18 protein-coding genes are annotated in these 19,710 nt (G+C 58.3%); 2 read left to right on the top strand and 16 right to left on the bottom strand.

The window, feature by feature from the left end:
• Positions 1–13: 13 nt before the first annotated feature.
• The 9 genes from ACK2JC_RS18985 to ACK2JC_RS18945 form a co-directional block, all read right to left on the bottom strand.
• Positions 14–1,177, bottom strand: a complete 1,164-nt coding sequence (locus tag ACK2JC_RS18985; protein ID WP_276854664.1) for a mandelate racemase/muconate lactonizing enzyme family protein — start codon at positions 1,175–1,177, stop codon at positions 14–16.
• Between the two features lie 15 nt (positions 1,178–1,192).
• The gene (locus ACK2JC_RS18980) at positions 1,193–2,155 is read right to left on the bottom strand and encodes an oligopeptide/dipeptide ABC transporter ATP-binding protein (protein WP_320936644.1); all 963 of its coding nucleotides are present in this window, start codon (positions 2,153–2,155) and stop codon (positions 1,193–1,195) included.
• Positions 2,152–3,132: an ABC transporter ATP-binding protein gene (locus ACK2JC_RS18975; RefSeq protein ID WP_320936645.1), complete on the bottom strand. Its 981-nt coding sequence runs from the start codon at positions 3,130–3,132 to the stop codon at positions 2,152–2,154. Before ACK2JC_RS18975 ends, ACK2JC_RS18980 begins: the two co-directional genes overlap by 4 nt.
• A gap of 13 nt (positions 3,133–3,145) precedes the next feature.
• Positions 3,146–4,015 carry an ABC transporter permease gene (locus ACK2JC_RS18970; RefSeq protein WP_320936646.1) on the bottom strand — a complete coding sequence of 290 codons (870 nt, stop codon included), beginning with the start codon at positions 4,013–4,015 and terminating at the stop codon, positions 3,146–3,148.
• Positions 4,008–4,985, bottom strand: coding sequence for an ABC transporter permease (locus ACK2JC_RS18965; RefSeq protein ID WP_107434356.1), 978 nt, complete (start codon positions 4,983–4,985; stop codon positions 4,008–4,010). The genes ACK2JC_RS18970 and ACK2JC_RS18965 overlap by 8 nt, the downstream gene beginning before the upstream one ends.
• Positions 4,986–5,075: 90 nt before the next feature.
• Positions 5,076–6,731, bottom strand: a complete 1,656-nt coding sequence (locus tag ACK2JC_RS18960; protein ID WP_320936647.1) for an ABC transporter substrate-binding protein — start codon at positions 6,729–6,731, stop codon at positions 5,076–5,078.
• Between the two features lie 70 nt (positions 6,732–6,801).
• Positions 6,802–8,082 (bottom strand): phosphopyruvate hydratase, encoded by a 1,281-nt coding sequence (gene eno / locus ACK2JC_RS18955; RefSeq protein WP_320936648.1) that lies wholly within the window; start codon positions 8,080–8,082, stop codon positions 6,802–6,804.
• Between the two features lie 15 nt (positions 8,083–8,097).
• Complete coding sequence (eno, locus tag ACK2JC_RS18950; RefSeq protein ID WP_320936649.1) at positions 8,098–9,378, bottom strand: phosphopyruvate hydratase; 1,281 nt, start codon at positions 9,376–9,378, stop codon at positions 8,098–8,100.
• 20 nt (positions 9,379–9,398) lie between these two features.
• Complete coding sequence (locus tag ACK2JC_RS18945; protein ID WP_368271448.1) at positions 9,399–10,793, bottom strand: glycerate kinase; 1,395 nt, start codon at positions 10,791–10,793, stop codon at positions 9,399–9,401.
• Positions 10,794–11,008: 215 nt separating this feature from the next.
• Between ACK2JC_RS18945 and ACK2JC_RS18940 the strand changes: the two genes are divergently transcribed.
• Positions 11,009–11,914, top strand: coding sequence for a LysR family transcriptional regulator (locus ACK2JC_RS18940; protein WP_320936651.1), 906 nt, complete (start codon positions 11,009–11,011; stop codon positions 11,912–11,914).
• A 91-nt stretch (positions 11,915–12,005) separates the two neighbouring features.
• Here ACK2JC_RS18940 and ACK2JC_RS18935 read toward each other — a convergent pair whose 3' ends face one another.
• Genes ACK2JC_RS18935 through ACK2JC_RS18925 form a run of 3 tightly spaced genes read right to left on the bottom strand, consistent with a single transcriptional unit; the run spans position 12,006 to position 15,883 of the window.
• Positions 12,006–13,391, bottom strand: a complete 1,386-nt coding sequence (locus ACK2JC_RS18935; RefSeq protein ID WP_320936652.1) for a Na+/H+ antiporter NhaC family protein — start codon at positions 13,389–13,391, stop codon at positions 12,006–12,008.
• Between the two features lie 53 nt (positions 13,392–13,444).
• Positions 13,445–14,623, bottom strand: a complete 1,179-nt coding sequence (locus tag ACK2JC_RS18930; protein WP_320936653.1) for a M20/M25/M40 family metallo-hydrolase — start codon at positions 14,621–14,623, stop codon at positions 13,445–13,447.
• A gap of 30 nt (positions 14,624–14,653) precedes the next feature.
• Entirely contained in the window at positions 14,654–15,883 is a 1,230-nt protein-coding gene (locus tag ACK2JC_RS18925) for a diaminopropionate ammonia-lyase (protein WP_320936654.1), read from the bottom strand.
• A 206-nt stretch (positions 15,884–16,089) separates the two neighbouring features.
• Between ACK2JC_RS18925 and ACK2JC_RS18920 the strand changes: the two genes are divergently transcribed.
• Complete coding sequence (locus ACK2JC_RS18920; protein ID WP_320936655.1) at positions 16,090–16,746, top strand: GntR family transcriptional regulator; 657 nt, start codon at positions 16,090–16,092, stop codon at positions 16,744–16,746.
• A gap of 218 nt (positions 16,747–16,964) precedes the next feature.
• On the opposite strand, the gene ACK2JC_RS18915 is transcribed toward ACK2JC_RS18920, so the two are convergent.
• The 4 genes from ACK2JC_RS18915 to ACK2JC_RS18900 all read right to left on the bottom strand — a co-directional run bounded on the left by ACK2JC_RS18915 (position 16,965) and on the right by ACK2JC_RS18900 (position 19,699).
• Positions 16,965–17,279 (bottom strand): type II toxin-antitoxin system RelE/ParE family toxin, encoded by a 315-nt coding sequence (locus tag ACK2JC_RS18915; RefSeq protein ID WP_320936656.1) that lies wholly within the window; start codon positions 17,277–17,279, stop codon positions 16,965–16,967.
• A complete protein-coding gene (locus tag ACK2JC_RS18910; protein WP_320936657.1) occupies positions 17,276–17,557 on the bottom strand; it encodes a type II toxin-antitoxin system Phd/YefM family antitoxin in 282 nt (93 codons plus the stop codon). The genes ACK2JC_RS18915 and ACK2JC_RS18910 overlap by 4 nt, the downstream gene beginning before the upstream one ends.
• 151 nt (positions 17,558–17,708) lie before the next feature.
• The gene (locus ACK2JC_RS18905) at positions 17,709–18,161 is read right to left on the bottom strand and encodes an NUDIX hydrolase (RefSeq protein WP_002567924.1); all 453 of its coding nucleotides are present in this window, start codon (positions 18,159–18,161) and stop codon (positions 17,709–17,711) included.
• 149 nt (positions 18,162–18,310) lie between these two features.
• Positions 18,311–19,699: an MATE family efflux transporter gene (locus ACK2JC_RS18900; RefSeq protein ID WP_107434342.1), complete on the bottom strand. Its 1,389-nt coding sequence runs from the start codon at positions 19,697–19,699 to the stop codon at positions 18,311–18,313.
• Positions 19,700–19,710 lie beyond the last annotated feature (11 nt).

The raw sequence follows: 19,710 nt of genomic DNA, 5'->3' as shown, positions 1-19,710 counted from the left end.
TACAGCGTGCAGCTCACGCTTCCGTCACATCCCCCACCAAATAGCGGTCCACAAAGCTGTGGTTCAGCTTCACGCCCAAACCCGGGGCGGTGGGCACGTCCAACACGCCGTCGTGGATCTTGTGCTCAAATGCCTCCTCCACAATCTCGTAGTGGCACGGGTCGTGGAAGGGGAACATTTCCTGCATGGCCAGATTGCCCAGACACGCGGCCAGCTGTACTGCCGCGGCCGTCAGCACCGGCCCGCCGCAGTTGTGAGGCGCAATCCTGGCGCAGTAGGTCTCCGCCATGGCCCCGATGTGAAACGCCTCCAGAATGCCCCCGCAGGTTCCCGGGTCGGGCTGCACGATGTCCACGGCCCGGCTCTCCAGAAGCCTGCGGAAGCCGTACCGCGTGTAGAGCCGCTCCCCGGTGGCCAGCGGAATGTCCACCTTCTCCCGGATCACCCGGTAGGCGTCCACATCGAAGGCGTCCATGGCCTCCTCGTACCAGAAAATGTTATATGGCTCAATGGCCTGCCCGAACCGCCACATCATATCGCTGGTCCCCTCGGCGGTCACGTCCACCAAGAGATCCCGGTCCGGCCCAATGGTCCGGCGCACCAGCTCCACCGCCTTCACCGCGCAGTTGAAATTGGCTTTGGTCACGTTCCGGTTTTTAATGTGCTTGTTCAGGTGGCGCACCGGGTCCACCTGGCTCATCGGGTACATTTTCAGGGCGTCATATCCCTTTTCCACCACCGCCTCGGCTCTCCTGGCGAAATCTTCGGGCGTGACGCATTTTCCCTCGGACCAGCCGTTGGCGTAGACCGGAATCTGATCCCGCTGCTTTCCGCCCAGAAGCTGGTACACGGGAACGCCCAATGCCTGGCCCTTGATATCCCAAAGGGCGTGTTCCAGGGCGCTGGCCGCAGCGTAAAAGATCGCACCGGCCCCCTTGCCCCAGAAGGTGTCGTAATAAAAATCGTTCCAGATAGACTGGATCTCGTCGGGATTTTTCCCCACCACGAACCGTCCGGCCAATTCCTCAGCCATTTTGGCGGCGGCGTAGCAGCCCACGCCGAAGCCCACCGCGCCCTCGCCGATGCCATTTATCCCTTCATCGGTCAGCACTTCCGCGATCACCGGGCGGAAAGTCCCGGTGTCAACCACATAGATTTTAACCTCTCTTACCTTCATCTTCCCAATTCCTTTCTACAGATTGTTGATCTCCCTGACCTGGTGGCAGGCTACGAAATGGCCCGGCAGCACTTCCTCCAGCTCCGGCTCACAGCTGCGGCACCGCTCATCGGCGTAGGGACAGCGGGGCGCGAACCGGCAGGCTTTGGGCGGCTCGATAGGGGATGCCAGCTCCCCCTTTAGCAGAATCCGGTTCCGCCTGACTCCCAGCCTGGCCCGAGGTATCGCAGACAGAAGGGCCTTGGTGTAGGGGTGCAGCTGGCGGCTGAACAACTCCTTTGAGCTGGAATTTTCTACCACCACGCCCAGATACATGACCATAATGTCATCGGAGATGTGTTTCACCACCGACAGATCGTGGGTCACGAAAATGTAGGTCAGGTTCAGCTCGTCCTGGAGATCCATCATCAAATTTAAAATCTGGGCCTGGATGGACACGTCCAGGGCGGACACCGGCTCGTCGCAGACGATGAACCTGGGATTTAAGGCCAGGGCGCGCCCGATGCCGATGCGCTGGCGCCGCCCGCCGTCCAGCTCATGGGGATAGCTGTGCTCGTAGCGCTCCGGCAGTCCCACGATATCCATGAGCTCGCGCACCCGGCGGTTGTACTCATCCCTGCTTTTGCACATTTTGTAGACCTTTAACGGTTCCCCGATGATCTCGGCCACCGACTGCCGCGGATTGATGGAGGAGTAGGGGTCCTGGAACACCATTTGCATATTCCGCCTGAGATCGTGAAGCTGGGCTTTAGTGGGATTTGAAATGTCCGCTCCGTCAAACAGAATCTGCCCCTCCGTGGCTGGAAGGAGGTGAAGGATCACCCGGCCAAGGGTGGATTTCCCGCAGCCGGATTCCCCCACCACGCCCAGGGTCCGTCCCTCCTCGATGGAGAAGGAGACGTTGTCCACCGCGTGGAGCAGCCCGGACTTCGTGGAAAAATACTTCTTTAAATGTTTCACCTGCAGCAGTGTACTCATCTTTTCCCCTCCTCTCCGCCGGCCGCCAGCCAGCAGCGCACCTCGTGGGTATCCGACACCTTCACCGCAGGCGGCGGCTTGACGCAGCGCCCGTCCGCATGGCTGCAGCGGTCGCAGAAATTGCAGCCCTCCGGCAGGTTGGCCGGATCAGGCATCATTCCCGGGATAATGTTCAGCCGCTCGCTCTCCACATCCAGATCCGGGATGGACTGAAACAGGCCCACGGTGTAGGGATGGCGGGGGGAATTGTAAATATCTTCCAAGGTTCCTTTTTCCACGATCTCGCCCGCGTACATGATTGCCACCTGGTCGCACACCTCGGCCACCACGCCCAGGTCGTGGGTGATCAGGATCATGGCCGTGCCGTAGGTCTCCTTGAGGCTGCGCATCAAGTCCAGCACCTGGGCCTGGATGGTCACGTCCAGGGCCGTGGTCGGCTCGTCGGCGATCAGAAGCTTAGGGTTGCAGGCCAGGGCGATGGCGATGATCACACGCTGCTTCATTCCGCCGGAAAACTGGTGCGGATACTCCCCGTAGCGCTCCCCGGTGATTCCCACCAGCTCCAGCATTGCGCAGGCTTTTTTCTGAGCCTCCGCCTTGGATATCTTTTCGTGGAGCTGGATCACCTCGGTGATCTGATCCCCCACAGTCATCACCGGGTTCAGACTGGTCATGGGGTCCTGGAAAATCATAGCCAGGTCCTTACCGCGGATTCTGCGCATTTCCTTATTGCTCTTCTTCAGAAGGTCTTCCCCGTTCAAAAGGATCTCCCCTGAGACCACCTTTCCGGGCGGATTGGGCACCAGGCCCATGATGCTCAGCGCTGTGGTAGTCTTTCCCGCGCCGGTCTCGCCCACCAGGCCGATGGTGGCCCCCTCCTCCACAGTCAGGGATATCTCGTTTACCGCCTCCACCACTTCCTTGTCCACCACATAGTGGACGGTCAGATTTTTGATTTCTAATAGTTTATGATCCATAGTCCTTCCCTCCCTACTGCTTCAGGCGGGGGTCCAGCGCGTCCCGCAGCCCGTCGCCCAGCATGTTTAATGCAAAGGCGGTGACCACGATGGCCAGTCCCGGTATGATCGCGATATGCCAGTAATCCCGCAGGTAGTCGCGGCCGGCCGATATCATCAGCCCCCATTCCGGCGTGGGCGGCTGAACGCCCATCCCCACAAAGCTTAAGGAAGCGCTCATGAGGATCACGCTCACCGCGCCCAGGGTATACTGGACGATCACGGGCGCCAGCGCGTTGGGCACCACGTGGTGGAGGATCACCCGCAGATTGCTGCACCCGATGGACTGGGCCGCCTCCATGTATTCCCGGTCCTTTAACGTCAGGACCTGGGCCCTCATAATGCGGGCGAACTCCGGCGACTGGGTCACAATCAGCGCAATCATCATATTTTCCATGCTGCTGCCCAGGGCCGCCACGATGCTGACGCACATGAGCATGGTGGGGATGCCCATGAAAATGTCCACGATGCGCATGACGATGTTGTCCAGCCTGGGATAGAAGGCCGCCAGCAGCCCTAAGGCCGAGCCGATGAGCGCAGCCATGGTGATACAGACGAAGGTAATGAACAGCGTGTACCGGCCGCCCACCAGAATCCTCGTCAGAATATCCCTGCCGAAATTGTCCGTGCCGAAAATGTGAGCGGCGCACGGGAACAGCAGCCTGTCCGTGTAGTTCTGCGCCGCGTAGTCATAGGGCGACAAAAGCGGCCCGAAGACCGACAGCACGACAATGGCCGCCAGCATGTAAAGCCCCACCATGGCCATGCGGTTTTTCTTCAGGCGTTTCCAGATTTCCACCACCTGGGAGGTCTTTTTCTTCTTTTTTCCCACAGGATCAGTCATCAGCCTCACCTCCGGTCTCTTTTGTCCTGATGGCTTTGCGCTTCCCGGAGTACATGGACCGGATGCGCGGATCGATAAAGCAGTAAACGATGTCCACCAGCAGATTGATCATGATACAGTTTAGGCCGATCCAGAGCACGCCGCCCTGAACCACCGGGTAATCCTTGAAGTTCACGCTGTCGATGATGTATTTTCCGAGGCCCGGGATCGCAAACACGGTCTCTACCAGCACCGCACCCGCCAGAAAGCCGCAGATGCGGATTCCGATCACCGTCACGATGGGCACCTGGGCGTTCCCAAGGGCATGGCGCATGATGGTCAGCCATTCGCTCTGCCCTTTGGCCCGGCTGGTGCGGATGTAGTCCTGCCGGATCACCTCCAGCATGCTGGAACGGGTCATACGCATGATGGAGGCGCTGGCCTGTAGTCCCAGGGTGAATACCGGCAGAATCCAGTATTTCGCGCCGTAGGTGCCGGTGGCGGGCAGAATCCTGAGCTTCACCGAGAAGAGCAGCACCAGCACCATGGCGATCCAGAAGGACGGGGCCGAAACCCCGAACAAGGACACCAGGGTACCGATGCGGTCAAAGGCGGAATACTGCTTGACCGCCGCCACGATCCCGGCCGCCACGCCGATCACCATGCCCAAAAGCGTGCTCAGCACCGCCAGCTTCAGCGTGTTGGGGTAACGGTCCATGATCTCGTCAAATACAGGCCGCCCGGTCTTGTAGGACGTCCCGAAATCCCCGTGGAGCACCCCCACGAAATACCGCCCAAGGCGGACCAGGTAAGGGTCGTCCAATCCGTACTCCTCATGGATCTCCTGAACCTGGTCCGGCGTGGCGTTCTCCCCCAGAATCGCGTAGGCCGGATCGCCGGGCGTGATATACATGAGCGTAAACACGATGATGGTGATCCCAAACAGGATCGGCAGCATCATCAAAATCCGTTTTCCAATATATTTCAGCAAATGCTTCCCCTCCTTGCCGTCTCAAAAAGCCGCAGGCCGCAGGCGACGCCGGCGGCCGAAGGCGTTCAGTGTAAAATTATGCCAGACACATTACTCAAAATACACAAACTGGAGATAGTGCTGCTCGTAGGACGGTGTGATTCGGAAGCCCCTCACATCCAGCTGGCAGGCCGCGTTGAGCTCCTTGTGCCATACCGGAAGCACCACGTAGTTTTCCATGAGCATCTCCTGGCAGCGGTAGTACAGCTCGTTGCGGGCATCATGGTCGGTGGTGGCCAGAGCCTTGTTGATCAGGTCGTAGTATTCCTGATTTTCCCAGCTGGTCAGCGGCCACTCGGAGGTATCAGGCAGCCAGCGGAACAGTACACGGCCCGCCTCACCGGTGGAGGCCGTCAGCCCGTAGATGGTCATGAATCCCTCGCCTGCCGCCAGGCTGGAGGACCAGGTGGTGGAGTCCATCACATCGATGGATACCTTGATTCCCACCTCGCTGAGCTGCGCCTGCACCACCTCGCAGAAGTCCTTGCGCTGCTGGTCCGAGCTGTTGCAGGAGATGGAGGTCTCAAAGCCGTCCGGGTATCCGGCCTCCGCCAGAAGGGCCTTGGCCTTTTCCAGATCCCGTTCCGGGAAATACTTGCTCATGTCGGGATGGCGGCCGTCGATTCCGGGGGAAATGATTCCGGTGCCTAGCTCGCCGAAGGAGCCGTAGGCCACGTCCACGGCCTGTTTGATGTCCACAGCCAGCCATACCGCCTGACGGACGCGCTCGTCCTCAAAGGGCTTCTGGGCCTGGTTCATATACAGGTAGCTGGTGTTGGCTCCCATTGCCGATACCAGGTTGATCGCCTCGTTGGCGCGCACCCGGTCCACGTTGGTGGCCGTGATCTCGTACACGATATCCGCGCCGCCGGACTCGGCCTCGATCACGCGCGAGGAGGAATCGGTGATATAGCGCAGGGTCACGTTCTTCACATAAGGCTGGCCCTCGATCCAGTAATCGTCAAAGCCTTTAAGCACCAGGCTGTCGCCCGCCGTATACTTCACCACCTCGTAAGGGCCTGTGCCGATGGGCGCTTTGAGGAAGTCGCCGCCGGACTCGTTGTAAGAGCGCTCAGAGATAATGCCGCAGAGCGGATTCTCCAGCATGGCCACCTGGATGGCGTAGGGCTCAAAGGTCACCAGGGTAAAAGTGTAATCCCCTGTAACCTTGGTCTTGGAGAAGTCCACCTTATTCACCTGCATGGCGGCCACGGTATTGTCGTCCACCAGGCGTTTCAGGGTGAACACCACGTCGCTGGCCTTCAGCTCGTCCCCGTTGTGGAACTTCACGCCCTCGCGAATCTTGAAGTTGATGGTGCACTCGTCCGGGTACTCCCAGCTCTCCGCCAGCCAGGGAATCAGCTCTCCCTTATCGTCGTACACCACCAGGGTCTCGTAAATCTGGCGGGTGGACTGATGCTTATTCTGGGTCACGGAGTCGTGGGGGTCCAAAGACCCGGGGTCGGCCGGCACTACCACGGTCATGGAATCCTTGGAAGATACGATTCCCGTGGGCTCGGTGGACACGATCATGCCGGACTCGCTGGCATAGCCGGTGTCGATCTTCTCAGCCTCGGTCTCCGCCGGGGCCTGGCTGGCCGCAGCTCCGCTTCCCTCCGTGGCCTGAGGCTGAGGCTCATTTTTGGAACAAGCCGCCATGGAAAGCGCCATCACGGCACTCAGTGAAAGTGCTAATGCTCGTCTCATGTACCTTTTCATCATAATCCTTCCTTTCTCTCTCCGTTTTTATATATCCCGCTGGCGGGAATGTTATCTCCTATTTCCGCAGGTGCGCGAAAACCGGCAGCTCCATAATATTGGTCATGGGGACGTGGAGCTCATGGTTTGCGTGCATCAGGAAATTGAATCCGTGGATGCGGGTGCCCTCCCGGGGCGCGCCCGTCTTCACCGCCCAGGCGCCAAGGGCCAGGCCCAGCTCCTTTTCCGGGGAATCCAGCGTCCCACCGGCGCGGCTGGAGGGCACAACCAAAAGCCCCTGATCCATCATGTACCGGGCCGTCTCCAGCGCCTCCGTGATGGTGCCCGCCTGGTTGGGCTTAAAGATCATACCGCGGGCGGCTCCCATTTCCACCGCCTTTTTGGCCCGGTCCAGACTGGTGCACAGGAAATCGTCCCCGATCACCACAGAATTGATTTGTTTTGACGCAAGCGCAAAGCCCTCGAAATCCTCCTCCTGCAGTGCGTCCTCCACAAATGCGATGGGATACCGGTCCGCCAGACCAGCCAGCTGGCCGATCACAAAGTCCCTGGTCACCAGGCCGCCTCTCCAGCGGTACAGCCCCTTCTCCTCGTCGTAATACTCGCTGCTGGCGCAGTCCAGGGCGTAGGCGATGTGATCCGTATATCCCAGGTCCGCCACCGCCTCCGCCAGAATCCCCATTACCTCCCAGGGATCGTCGGAGGGAGCGGCCCAGCCGCTGTAATTCCCCACCGCAGGGCGGCCGTTGTTGTATTTCTTCAGCACATCCCCCAGGTGGTAAAATATCTCCACAATCATCCGTATGGACTCGTTCACGTCGGTCATACCGTGGGGCAGCACCATGAATTCCTGCCATGGCATGGTCTTGCCGTTGTAAGTGCCGCCGTTGATCACATTGGCGGAGGGGCTCATGATGTATGTGATGGGATTATCCGCCACATTCTCGTAGATATGGCGGTGATTCTCCGCAGCCGAGGCGTAGCAGACCGCAGCCGACGTGGCGAACACGGCGTTTCCGCCCAGATTCGTCTTGTAGCGGGTGCCGTCCAGACTGATCATCCGGCGGTCAATGCCCTCCTGGTCGTGGACGTCCATGCCGATGAGCGCCGGAGCGATACAGCGCTCCACGTTCTCCACCGCCTTCATCACGCTGAGTCCACCCCAGAAATCCGGCCGTTTGTCCCGCAGGACAAAGGATTCGTTGGCGCCCACCGAGGTGCCGGTGGAAGCTCCCGCGCGGCCCAGATATCCCGCCTCCGTAATCACGTCCACCTCCACCACCGGCCGGCCGTTGCTGTCCAGGACCTGCCTGGCTGTAACCTGTTTGATTTTTGACATCTCCCGTTCTCCTCCCTAGTGTTTTAAATGTGCGAAAATTGGCAGTTCCATAATGTTGGTCTGCTTCACCCCCAGCTCCTCCGAGACCCGCAGCAGGAAGTTGAATCCGTTGGTCCGCGATCCGCTGCGCGGCGCGCCGGTCTTGGTCACCCAGGCCCCCAGCGCCACCGCGATCTCTTTTTCCGGGGAGTCCAGGGTTCCGCCCGCGCGGCCGGATGGGATCACTAAAAGGCCCTTGTCCATCATGTACCGCGCCGTCTCGATGGCCTCGGTCAGGGTTCCCGCCTGATTGGGCTTAAAGATCATGCCCCGGGCCGCTCCCATTTCCACCGCCTTCTCTGCCCGGTCCAGGCTGGTGCACAGGAAATCGTCCCCGACGATCACGGTATTGACCTTCCGGCTGGCCAGCGCGAAGCCCTCAAAATCCTCCTCCCAGAGCGCGTCCTCGATAAATGCGATGGGATACCGCTCCGCCAGGCCCGCCAGCTGCCCGATAATGAAATCCCGGTCCACGTAATCCCCGCGCCACCGGTACAGCCCCTTCTCTTCGTCGTAATATTCGCTGCTGGCGCAGTCCAGGGCGTAGGCCATGTGGCCGGTAAAGCCCAGATCGTCCACCGCACGGGCGATCAAATCCATCACCTCAAAAGGATCGTCCGACGGCGCGCCCCAGCCGCTGTAATTGCCCATCGCGGGCTTGCCGCCGTTGTATTTCTGCACCAGGTCTCCCAGGTGGTAGAAGGTCTCCACGATCATGCGCACGGACTCCTCCACGGTGTCCACCCCGTGGGGCAGGATCATAAACTCCTGGAACGCCTGGGTTTTACCGTAATATGTACCCCCATTGATCACATTGGAGGAAGGGCTCATGAGATAAGGGATCGGCCCGTCCGCCAGATTCCGGTAAATAGGCAGATGGTTCTCCGCCGCCGCTGCCTTGGCTACGGCCACGGAGACCGCGTAGATGGCATTTCCTCCCAGATTGGTCTTGTACCGCGTCCCGTCCAGCGCGATCATCTTCCGGTCGATGGCCTCCTGATCCTGGACGTCCATCCCCAGAATGGCCGGAGCCAGCACCTCTCGTATGTTGGCGATGGCCTTGTAGACGCTCATGCCCCCGTAGACGCCGGGATCGCCATCCCGCAGCACAAAGGATTCATTGGCCCCTACGCTGGAGCCGGTGGACGCTCCGGCCCGGCCCAGAAAACCGCTCTCGGTGACGACGTCCACCTCGGCCACCGGCCTTCCCTTGCAGTCCAGCACCTGCCTGGCTTTTACTTCTGTGATCTTCGACATGTTCTCCCTCCTCGTATGGCTTAATCGATGTAAATGATATTCAGGTCACAGAGATTTGTCCCCGTGTTGCCCGTAAATATGCAGTCCCCAATTTTTTCCAGTGCATTGCCCGTGGAGTGGAAGCGCAGGGCGTCGAAAATGTTCTCCCCGGCCGCCTCCAGCCGCTCGCAGGTGCTCCCGTCCACGATGCCGCCCGCGTAGATGGTGGGGCCGTCCGTACCTTCCGTGTCGATGGAAGCCCCGGCCACGCCCTTCATTCCCTTGATGCCGATGGCCATTCCCAGAACCAGCTCCTGGGACGGCCCCCCGACGCCCCTGGGCGGTTCCTGGATGTTGCAGGTGGTCTCCCCGGCGCACACCACATAGCAGGGCATCTCGATGGGATTGTTGCGGTATTTGATCTCGCGGATCAGGGACGAGAAAAACATTCCCGCCTGGCTGCTCTCCCCCTCCAGATAGGTGGTCAGCACCATACAGTTGATCCCCATCTCCTCCGCGATCCTCTTGGCTGTGCGGCAGGAATCCGCCAGATTCCCCACCACAAAGGTAGTGATCCTGTTCTCGTCGATGTCAAAGGGCGTCTCCTTCACCCGGCTGTCGTCAAAGATAAAATCCACCACGCTGGCCGGAAGCCGGTCCGAAAGCGCGTAATTCACAATCATGTCCCTGGCGTCCTGTATGGAGGTCTGATCCCCGCCAAAAGGCGTTCCCCGGAAATACGCCGGAAGGCGCATATCGCTCTCCGAGGGCTTGCCTACCGCGTCGCTGATCTGGAAGCTGATCATCTCCGCCCCCACCTGGTGGCAGATCAGTTCCGCCAGGCGTCCGCCGTTGGTGCGGGAAATGTGCCTGCGCACGGCGTTGATCTCCAGAATTCTGGCTCCGCTTTTGAGCAGGATATCCTGGGCCGCGATCTCGTCCTCCAGGCTTATCCCCTCCACCGGATAGGTCAGAAGCGCTGAACTTCCGCCGCTGCATACGCAGATGAACAGATCGTCGGCAGATGCATTTTCAATCAGTTCGATCATACGCCCGGCCGCCTCCATGCCCTCCTCGTTGGGCAGTGGATGGCCTCCAACGTACACGTCCGTGTTGCAGTACCGGTCCTGCTCCTCCACGATCTTCACGGAAATGATCCCCTTGGTGATGCGTTCCCCCAGGACGTCGCAAACCGCCTGGGCCATGGCGTTGCAGGCTTTTCCCGCCCCCAGCAGATAGACCTTCCCCTTTTTACTCAGATCCCACCGCTGCGTCCCCACCGTCAGGATGTCCCCCTCCAGGCTCATGATCTCCCGGATGCGCTTGCAGGCGTCCAGTTCCTGGAGCGTCCGGTCCATGAGCTGCAAGACCTTCTGCCTGGCTGCAGCGTCACACCTGTTGGCAATTTTGTCGTAGTTGCGCACTTTTCTAATCACAGTCTTACCTCCATCGCTGTACCTATATATCCATGCGGCAAAAAGCGCCACAATTATGGACACTTCCAATCATTTCATTGATATAGGGGGGTATTTTTCAAAATTTTCTCTAAATTTTCCATTAATCTTATTATAAATCAAAAAATAGTGATTGAAAAATGCCAGTTTTAGCGCTAAAATATTCAAAACGCGTATATTCAAAAGAGGGGGAAACCATGACAGTATCGGAAATTGATGCATTTCTCGCCGTGGTGCGCTACGGCAGCATGGCCGAGGCGGCCAGACGTTTGTATACAAGCCAACCGACCCTGAGCCGGCGGCTGCATTCCCTGGAGGAGGAGCTGGGCTACGCCCTGCTGCTGCGCAACAAGGGCGTGCGCACCGTGGAGCTGACCCGCCAGGGAGAAAAGTTTATTCAGATCGCGGAGAACTGGAAGCATCTCTGGGACGACATGCAGAAGATCAACTCCTACCCGGAGGATCACCTGCTGCATTTTTCCGCAGTGAACAGCCTGGTCAGCTATATCATTTATCCGGCCGTCCACACCTTTCTGAACGAAAATCCCCATGTCCACGTGGTGCTGGAGAGCCAGCACTCCTACACCTCCTACACCCGGGTCCAGGAGGGGCTGCTGGACGGGGCGTTTGTGTGCAACACCATCTACAACCGTTCCATCCAGGCCCTGCCGCTCTGGAGCGAGCCCATGTGCCTGGTGGCCGGGGCGGGCGTGTCTTCCTGGCCGGAGATGCTGCCCAACGATCTGGACAGCCGCCACGAAATCCGCGTCCCCTGGAACAATGAATTTGACGAATGGCACGACTACTGGTTCGGCACCAAGGACCCGGGCCGCGTGATCATCGACCAGATGCCCGCCGTGGAGCATTTGCTTCGGAAGGACCCCACCCTGTGGATGGTGGCCCCCGTCTCCGCCGCCAAACAGATCGCGGAGAGCTCCAACGCCCAGCTGATCTCCCTGGCCTCCCATCCGGAACGGCGGATCTTCTATATCGCCAAAAGCGGATACTCCTCCGAGATCATGGACCAGTTCCTGCGGCATTTGATGGGGATTATCTCGAAGATTGACGAGATTTCGATTATTGCGGAAGGATTGATGAAGTGAGATGAGATTTCAGAAAGGCGCTGATTCCAAAATACGGATCAGCGCCTTTCTATCTGTCAATTATACTGTTTTATTCATCTGGCCGCAGTCCTCAATGCGCCGCGCCGCGTTTTTTCTGTTTCAGCACAGCCAGAACCATCAGAACGCCGAAGTATACAAAGGGCGTGACCAGGTACGGGGCCACCCGCAGGGGGTCCACATCCAGCGAGGCGGCCACCGCCACCGGGTTGGTGTTCCAGGGAATCCACAGGCCGAATATGAGACAGCCCACCGTCATGGCATTTGCCAGGTCCAGCCGGTCCAGACCCGCCTTGTCGTATACGCCGTTCAACACGTTGCTGGTAAATACCTCTGCGAAGGTGGTAGAGGAAGACAGATTTCCCAGCACGCCCAGCAGCAGCGCGCAGATGGTCGCGCCCACATTGGTGTGAATGCGCTTGGAGAGGGGCTCGACCAGTGCGTCCAACACCCCTGCGGTATTGAGGATTCCGAACAATCCAAAGGCGACCACAATCATAAACGCGGTGCCCGTCATGCTGGACATTCCGCCGCGGCTGAACAGCTTATCGATGAACGCGTCCCCGGAAGACATGGTGTAACCGCTCCACATGTAGTCGATCACGGCCTTGGCGGTATGCCCCTGGTAGAGCGTGGCGACCAGCAGACCGCCCACGCCGCCGCAGAGCAGGGACGGAATGGTGGGAACCTTGAAGCATAACAGCGCGATCACCAGGATTACCGGAATCATGGGAATAAAGCCCAGGCGGAAGTTCCCGGCGATGCCGTCCATAATAGAAGCGATCTCTCCTGTGGAGGAGGCGTCAAAATGATTGTTCAATCCCAGCACAAAGAAGATAACGGCTGAAATGATAATGGTGGGTATGGTGACGCGCAGCTGGTATTTGATGTGGGAGAACAAATCCACGCCTACCGCGCCGCTGATAATGTTGGTGGTGTCGGACAGCGGCGACAGTCCGTCGCCCACGAACGCTCCGCAGATAATGGGGCTGGCCGCCACCAGCGGATTAAATCCCATGCCCAGCGCCACGCCCATGAGGGCGATACCGATGGTTCCGCAGGTTCCCCAGGACGTGCCGGTGATCATGGAGAACAAAATACAAATGATAAAGGACGTTACCTGGAAATAACTGGGATTAATAATTTTCATGCCCAGATGTGTCACCGCCGCGATGGTTCCGCTGGCGTTCCATGCGCCGATCAGGGCGCCGATGGTAATAGTGAAGACCACCGGCAGCAGACAGCGGGGCATAAAAGCGAACATACCCTTTTGCAGCTCGGTGTACTTGTAGCCGATTTTCATGCACAGCGGGAATGCGACAATCCAGGCCAGCAAAAACAACACCTGCATCTTGAATCCAAATACCGCCCCCAGAACCATGATCCCCCCGAGGATCAGCGCCATTGTAAACATCGCATAACCAAAACTGGGCATTTTGCGCGTTTCATTACCTTCCATACTATTATCCCTCCTGCTATTTTTACCCCATTATTTGATGATTCAAATATCGTTTACAGCTCGTACTCCTCCAGACGGGTGATCGTGTAGGCTACCAGCTTGGTGCGGTCGTACATGGTCTGGAGAATGCCGTATTCCCTGGTATTGTGAGCGAATTCTCCCACAATCCCCATTCCGTCCAGTGTGGGAACCCCCGCCGCCACAATATTGCCGGAATCAGACACGCCGCCGCGGTGAACCTTCCCGAACTCCGGCATTCCCAGCTCTCTTGCGATATCATTGACCATATCGTGCATGCGGGCGATGCCTTCCGTCTCGTTGTAAGGCACAAATTTGGCGATATCCGTGCGGAAACTGGCTGTAGTGCCCGGTATGTAGGAGTGGGCGATAATCCCCTCGATGCCTTCGTGGAGCCGCTGTCCCTCCTCCGGCGTGTTGAATCGGATATCCACCGCAAATTCACAGTGATCCGGTATCGCGCTGCTCTGCCTTCCGGCGTTGATGATACTGGGAGTCACGGAACTGCCGATCTCCAGATTGGCCAGCTTGGAAATGTCCACCACCTTAAAGGCCGCCTCCAAAAGCGCGTTCTTGCCGGTCAGCACGTCGTTTCCCGCGTGTCCGCCCACGCCCTCCACGGAGACGAAAAAGGTGTGCTGGGTCTTCCGGCCGATTACCAGGCGGTTCTTCATGTCGCCCGGCTCCATGTTGAATGCACAGATGCAGCCCCGGCTCTCCTGGATAATGGTCTCGTCGGCGTTATTTCCCACGTGATCCGCCTCCTCGTCTCCCACCAGAATGATCTTAATCGGGCGCTCCGTATAACCGATATGGTTGAGGGCTTTGGCGATATACAGAGCCATCACGTCGCCGCCCTTCATGTCGATGACGCCGGGGCCGTAAATCTTTCCGTCCTCGATGCGGCAGGCTGGGCTGCCGAACGCGCCTGTGTGGAATACGGTGTCCACATGCCCGGAGAGCAGTACCGGCTTGCCCGGACGGTCCTCTCCCAGAATGGCCGTGACCACACCCGCCCGATCCTCTGCCACCTCGTGGCGGGTGAGCCTGAACCCTTCCTCCTCCAGAAGGCCGCAGAGATAGGCCATCGCCTTTTCTACATTTTCCTTCTCCGCGTAATGTCCCTCCAGATTGACCAGATTCATCAGAACCTGGTTCATCTCCTCGCGGTGCTCATCGATGTACTTGCTGACTGCCTCATAAGTCTGATTCATAGAAATCCCTCCTTCTTTTTCCTCTTATTGTTATTGCAACGCACATTCCCCCGCGTACACAATACGCCTGTACTGTTCTGGATCAGTGTCTCCCTCCGTGCTGAACAAGAGCACCACGGAGCTGCTGTCCAGTCCCATTTCCCGGCGCAGACCGGCGAACGCTTCACTGGCCGCCAGCACTGCCAGCAGGCCGGTGGTGGCCGCCCCGGACTCGCCGGAGACGATGGGCTCATCCCCCTTGTGGGGAGCCGCTAGAAGCCGCATGCCCAGCGCGGCCACCGGGTCCGCGCAGCTGAAGGCGAAACTGGTAAAGGTCCTCAGCACCGGCCAGGTGACGGTGCAGGGCTCCCCGCAGTTCAGCCCGGCCATGATCGTGGAGCAGTCCCCTTCCACCGCGTGGGGTTCCCCGTCCGCAGTCAGAATGGATTTGTAAATGCACGCCATGTCCTCAGGCTCCACCGTGCTGAATACCGGGCGGTTCTCTGCGTAGCGGCCTGCCAGATAACCGGTCACACCGCCCGCCATGGCTCCCACGCCCGCCTGCAGAAACACGTGGCTTGGCCTGGAAAATCCCTCCGCCTCCAGCTGGTCTGCGGCCTCCGCCGCCATAGTGGTGTACCCCTGGACAATCCAGGTGGGAATCTGCTGGTAGCCCTCCCAGCTGGTGTCCTGTACCAGGTGCCAGCCGTTCTCCTCCGCCATGCGGGCCGCGTGGCGCACAGCGTCGTCGTAGCCCACATCCATGATCTGGACCTCTGCCCTGCCCGCGTCCCGGATGGCCTGGGCGCGCAGCTCGGAGGACCCCTTGGGCATATACACATACGCCCGGCAGCCCAGCTGGCCCGCCGCCCAGGCCACCCCTTTGCCGTGGTTGCCGTCGGTGGCGGTCACAAAGACCATCCCGGAGAGCCGCCCGCGCACCGGCTCGGACTGAAGGTCCGCAAACGTGGTGGTCTCAGGGTCCAGCCCCAGCTCGCCGCACACCACCCGGGTGAACGCGTAGATCGCGCCTAGGCCCTTGAAGGCGTTGAGGCCGAATCGTTTGGACTCATCCTTCACAAATACCGCCTTCACCCCCAGGGCCTCCGCCAATCCGTCCAGGCGCACCAGGGGCGTGGGCCGGTAGCCCTCCATAGCCCGGTGAATCCGGTGGGCCGGTTCCACCGCCTCCTGGTTCAGAAAATCCGCGACGCCCTGGGCATCCGCAGGATTCCCCCCGCCGCGCACCGCCCGGACCCAGCGGTTTGAAATCTCCTCCATATCGTTCCTCCTTCTCGCAATATCCAATATATCGGTTGATTTGATCATACCATACCCGCAACCGATATGCAATATATTAATTTTATTTTTTTATCTAAAATAGTGTTAGATTTCTCTATAATTCAATAATATTTGGTAAAAATTATATTGCATATTTAGTTGATATCAAGTAGAATTATATTAAAATCGTGAGGGGAGGGGTGCACATGCCAATACCCAAAAAGACAGAGACCATCAACCGCACCACCGCCAAAGAGCGGGTTTATACCATATTGCAGCAGTGGATCGTGGACGGCACGCTGGAGCCGGGGGAGCGTTTAAACGACGCCGATCTGGCCAAGTATTTCAGCGTGTCCCGCACGCCCGTGCGGGAGGCCATTCAGATGCTGAACGAACAGAAGCTGGTGGAGATCGTTCCCTCCAGCGGCACCTTTGTGGCGCCCATCAACCAGGAGGACATCAAGCACGTGTACCAGCTCCTGGGCGGGCTTCAGGCCCTGGCGCTGAAGCTGTCCATCGGTTCTGTGACCGCAGAGGACCTGGAACATCTGAATTCCCTGAACGAGAATTTTCTCCGCTGCGCCCAGATGGGAGCCGTCCCCGCCACCATAGAGGCGGACTACCAGTTCCACCGCTACCTCTGCCAGCTGTCCGGGAATCCCTATCTGGTGAACTACTCGGACCAGCTGTCCATCCACGTGAGCCGCAACGAGAACCGTTTTTTCAAGATTTACACCACCCCGGAGGTCAGCTACGCCAGTCACAAGCGGATCATCGAGGCCCTGCGCTCCGGCGACCTGGAGACCGCCCAGACGGAGATCGAGGCCAACTGGGCCGTGTCTACGATGCAGAATGAGGGGTGAGCCGCCGACAGCGTGCCGCGGTAAACAGAAAACAGATAAAACCCCGGCCACTGATGCTTGCCTTACAGGCAAAGCCGCATCAGTGGCCGAAGTTTTTATCTGTTTTCTGGTATATCGCGCGTCCACCCGGAAAGGACCACGACTCAATTTTTACTTAAATACTCCACACCCATCCGCCGGCAGCTGATCTTCCGCCGCAGACCATCTCTTCCCATTATTCATCGAATCAGCTCCAGATAATCCCGCCGTAAATCCACAACCGCATACACGATCACCGTATGATCACGCTCCCTTACTTTATAGAAAATCAGATGCCTTTCCACAATTAAAACCCGGAACTTCATACGTCTCAGGAACGGATATCTGGGTTCCGCTCCGTTATAGGGCTGATCCTCCAGCAGCCGGATCGCGTGCTCCAGCTTTTCCAGGTAAGCGAGCGCAATCTCCACACTCCCGGAATCATCCGCAATATAATAAATCAAGTCCCTGATCTGCGCGTCTGCCTGGTCGGTTCGGAGTACCTCGTATCTCATATCTCCTTCCTCGCCAGCAGATTTTCGCGGATATCGCTGAATGTATCGGCAATCGGTGATGTCCTTCCCTGGTCCACATCATCCTGCGCCTCCGCCAGGGTTCTTAATAAATCCAGCTCGGATTTCAACCGGCCATACTGGGCGTAACCCATTAGAACCGTGTCTTCCCGGCCATTTACCGTTATAAAAGCCGGCTCTCTTGTCTCCCGCGTCAGACGGGAAATCTCAGGGTATTTATTTCGCAGGTCCGATGATGGTCTGATTGTTTCCATGTACATTTCACCTCGCTTTTTGATATCTATATTATACGATTATAACGATATGACCGTAAGATATAACCCATTTCTCTCCCTGCACCCCACCGGCCCCAAACAAAAAAAGAACGCCCCGGCCACCCCGGAGCGCTCTCTCAATTCCATCTGATTTCATTTAAAAATATTTCTTGCTTCCCCAAAGATTACTCTTCTTCAAGTCCAGATACTCGTTGTACGCCTTTTCCAGAATCTGCTTTTCATTGGAAAATTTCAGAAGGTGGTAGGCTTCATAAAATTTATAGTACCCGGAGTCCAGAAAGTATTCTTCCCGCTGTGGTTTGCTGTAATAGCTGTCGGCCATCATCAGATACCAGTGGACGTCCTTTTCCACCACGTCCTGTGGGGTATTGAATGAATATTGGCTCTTACCGATATACTTGATGATAGAGGCGCTGACCCCGGTTTCTTCCTTAACCTCGCGCAGGGCAGTCTCCTTATACTCCTCGCCAGCTTCTACTGTTCCCTTGGGCAGAACCCATCCCTCGTACTTGTTCTTGTAATTCTTGTACAGGACAAGGATTTTCCCGCGAAAAATAACCACACCGCCGCAGCTCGTTGCCTCAATCATTGCAATCCCTCCTGGTGTTGGTGTGTATCCGGCGCAGGCTCTGCAAAACTCTGCCCGCGTCATAACTGGATTTAGTATACAACTTTTGGGAGGGATATGCAAGGGCGAATGCAAAACGGGTAAATTTAACATCGGAGTTGCCGCTCTGTTTACGTGGTAATTCCGGACTCCATCTCCATAGCCCGCATCTCCCGGGTCATCTCCCGCAGCACCCCAATTTCCAGCGGGATCGCCACCAGGAAGCTGACGACGTCGGAGATGGGCTGGCTCACCTGCACGCCGAAGAGGCCGTAATAGGCGGGCAGCGTCAGCACCAGGGGAATGAAAAATAGGCCCTGGCGGGACATGGACAGGATGGTGGCCCGCACGCCCTTGCCCATGGTCTGCATCATCATGTTACACATGGTGATCCAGCCCACCAGCGGGAAGGAAATGCACTGAAGCCTAAGGGCCCGGGTTCCGTACCGGATCACATCCGGGTCGCCCTTTCGGAAAATGGTGACCAGAAGCTCCGCGCCGAACCAGCCGCAGACCGCCATGATACAGAGGAACACGGTGGACACGCGCACGCAGAACCAGAAGCCCTCCTTCACCCTGCCGTACTTCTTAGCCCCGTAATTGAAGCCGCAGACCGGCTGGAAGCCCTGGCCGAAGCCGATCATCACCGAGGCCGCGAACTGGGTGATGCGCATCACAATGGACATGGCCGCGATGGCCGCGTCCCCGTAGGGCCTGGCCATCAGGTTCATGCAGGCGGTAGCCACGCTGCCCAGGCCCTGGCGGCACAGGGACGGCGCTCCGCCGTTTAAAATGATCTTGTAGCGCTCCAGGCTGGGCGAGAACTTGCGGATGTCCAGGCGCAGGTTGCCCCCTCTCCTGGTTCCCGCGATCAGCAGGCAGAAGCTGATGAACTGGCTGATGATGGTGGCCAGGGCCGCGCCGCCGATGCCCATGTGGAACACAAAGATGAAAATGGGGTCCAGCACAATGTTGATCACCGCCCCGGAGGCGATGCCGATCATAGCGTAGAAGGCGCTGCCCTGGAACCGGAGCTGGTTGTTGAGCACCAGCGAAGCCGTCATGTAGGGCGCTCCGATCAGGATAAAGCCCAGGTAGGACCTGGCGTAGGGCAGTATGGTGTCCGTTGCCCCCAGCATATGGCAGAGTGGGTCCAGAAAGGCCAGCCCCGCCGCCATGATCACCAGTCCCATAATAAATGCCGACACAAAGCCGGTGGCGGCCATCTTGGCCGCCTCGTCGAACTCCTGGGCTCCCAGCTTGCGGGACACGTAGTTGCCCGAGCCGTGGCCGAAGAAGAACCCGAAGGCCTGAATCACGGCCATCACGGAAAACGCGATGCCCACGGCCCCTGTGGCGCTGGTCCCCACCTGGCCCACGAAAAACGTGTCCGCCATGTTGTAGAAGGAGGTGACCAGCATGCTGATAATCGTCGGCCCTGCCAGCTCACAGATCAGATGTGGAACCGGCTCCTGGGTCATATGGATAAATTTTTCTTCCTGTGTCTGCGTCGCTCCCATAAGAAAACCCC

It is taken from the genome of Enterocloster lavalensis (assembly GCF_046603895.1).
Lineage (GTDB): Bacteria > Bacillota > Clostridia > Lachnospirales > Lachnospiraceae > Enterocloster > Enterocloster lavalensis.
Note: the sequence above shows the minus strand (reverse complement) of the source record. Positions and strands in the feature narration are given on the sequence as shown.